Below are 2,616 nucleotides of genomic sequence, written 5' to 3'. Positions count from 1 at the left end.
GCGAGCCGCTCGTGGATATCCGGCGGTTCTCGCGCAGCTTGGTAACGTCGGAACGGCCGGGCGCCTCTTATCGCCGCCAATTTCGGCCGGTGACTTTGCCACCGAATGATAGCTGCTGAAGGTACAGGAAGCGCGCAGCGCGCTGCAGGTTGGTCAGCGTGTCCATGAACACCTCGTAGTGGCGCTGAAGGATCCGGAGCGAGGTCGCGACATTGCGCGACAGATCGTTGATGCGCTCGACCAGCGCGGCGGCGTGGCGCTTGAGGAAGATGGGTCGGTGTTCAAGCTGTCGCTTTTGTTGGCGACCGTGCCAGCAGACCAGCGCGTGCTGTCATTCGCGGGGCTCACCGACAAATTCGTCTCGCTGATGCCGTCGATCGCGCCGGCCGACAGCTCGTTGCGGAACTGGGCGATGAACTGGTCGCGAATGCCGCCAACGCCCCAGCCAGGCTGCGGCATCTGGAAGTACAGCGACTAATCGCTATCCGCCGCCGTGAGGTACTCAAACGGTCGAATGATCGGCAGCTGTCCAATGTAGAACGAGCCTGAATAAGTGGACACAAGGGCGAGGCATTAGCAAAGCCAAGCGAATCAAGCGTATTTTCAAACGCTTGCCGGCAGCGAACTACGGCACGAACCGCAATCCTTCCGCGCGATGCTAGTTGCCGCTCCCGGTATCCTTCCCCGACGAGTTGATCCACGTACTGCCGTGCACCCAAGATATGAATGGCCGGCCGCAATGGTTTGGCGATCTCACAATACGATGGTGCGGTGCCCCCACAAGCGATTGTATCAACAATGTCGACCTGCGCTTCCCCCGCGGAGTGTAATGGTCCGTCGCCATGCATGGCCAGACCGTAACAATTCTCAGCTTGCCGCTACCGCGCCACGCCTCATCCTCGCACCGTCCAACCGCTAAGACCCGATTTTATCGTTTTGCGGTCCCCAGCGCGGCCCGTTCGGCATCTGATGCGTGACCTTGATGTGCTCCGGCCGGCCGAGGCACTTGGAGCAGCGCAGATGCTTGCCGAGCCGCGACATGTGCGCGTCCCAGAGATGAATGCGGTACCAGCGATCCACTCGCTTCACGTCTACGATGCTCTTATTGGCACAATGGAAGGAGCATTGGATGTGCAAATTTGCATCGGGTCTGGTGACGTCTGAAAGCGTCTTGGATCGCACGTTCATGCCGATCGGCAACTTTAGAACAAACGGAAAACGGTAGGAAATGCCTGGAAGGCTCCTATATGGTCCGTAGGCACGGTCGCTCCCCCTTTGTGGCCTTGCTTAGAACCGGGCGGCTCGCATGCCCGCCCGGTTCGCTTGCACTGAGCCCCCCCCTCCCCCACGTTGTGCCGGAGCGGCGGACAACTGCGCAGCCGCGCCAACCGCCTCCTAAAGGATTACGGCAAGATAAACCGAGGGCAATTTATTGAGGCTGATCCCCTCGCACCGCTGGGATCTTGCTCCCATTCCAAAGGAACATTGAGCGCGGTCTTCTGATCGGGCAGAAGCATAAAGCCCCTCCAAGGTTCCATACTTCCGTAACCGGTTGCGGCGGTCCAAACTCCGCATAACACCACGCCGTTGTGCAGCTTTTTCCCTAAAGTTAGGTTCGCGATCTCGACACTTGCAGGCTCTTTAGCATGACGGCGGACTGCTTCGAGGGCGCGGCGCTCATCTCTTGAGCATGAGGATAGTACAAGCGCGCCGAGCAAGATCACCTGCAAATTTGTGCGAGGTGTCGACCTCATTTTTGTTTTACCTCCACTAGATATAAGCATCAGGGCTGTCACACGAGAGAAAGCTCTTCCGCCGCGCCTGATTGCGTACTTCAGCCACAAGCATGAAGTTTCAAGCGTGTACCCTAGATACTCCTACTCGCCGCAAGCTGTATCAAGAAAGATCCTGTGCAGGATAAACTTTACTCAGACTTAAAGCCAATTTTCGCCGGCATTATGGTCACGATTACAGTTTCGGTCGAAGGGCTGCTCCGCTCTATGGGGCTGAGTTGCCCTGCTATTGGGCTTCGGCCCTTGCTACAAACCTAATGCCATCGCTCTTTGCAGTCCAGGCCATTAGGTAGTCTTAATCTAAGCCGATTTTGTATTAACGACGTACTTAAGTACTTCAGTGCCGATGACCATGCAGGCGCTATGACGACGAGGTTGATCAGATAAGCTGTTAGCGCGTGGGCTGTTATCTTCAAAGAGATTTACACCCGCTTGAACGACAACGAGATCTATCTTCTTACTTTTTGCGCTATACTTTTGAATCATTGCGATGCTATTTTAATGAAAATCGCAGAGGCCTCGTTCTCTACTCGATCAGAAACAGTTGATAATGAAGTTTGATCGACGGCCAGTGAGGATCGCCAGGATAGGGCGGCACTACCATTCCGACCACATATTAGTGTTTTCGGCAATAGCGTAAGCCGTAAAAACTAGACCGAGACAAGGGAAATGCCTCGGCCTAGCAATCGCCATGAGGCGGTTCGTCCTAGCTGACAAGGCGTCTTTAGCAAAAGGTTCCACGTATGTAAGCATGGAAAGAGTCCCAAATTGGGCACAAGACAGTGGTTAATGCGCTATACACAATTCGGAAACGTCCGTATCG

1 protein-coding gene is annotated in these 2,616 nt (G+C 55.3%); it reads left to right on the top strand.

Going from position 1 to position 2,616, the window contains the following annotated elements:
* Nucleotides 1–178: 178 nt before the first annotated feature.
* The gene (locus L8F97_RS22345) at nt 179–478 is read left to right on the top strand and encodes a hypothetical protein (RefSeq protein WP_242154932.1); all 300 of its coding nucleotides are present in this window, start codon (nt 179–181) and stop codon (nt 476–478) included.
* The last annotated feature ends 2,138 nt before the right edge of the window (nt 479–2,616 follow it).

The sequence above is a fragment of the Sphingomonas sp. BAUL-RG-20F-R05-02 genome (assembly GCF_022662305.1).
Classification (GTDB): Bacteria; Pseudomonadota; Alphaproteobacteria; order Sphingomonadales; family Sphingomonadaceae; genus Sphingomonas.
This window is presented reverse-complemented; position numbering and strand designations above follow the sequence as displayed.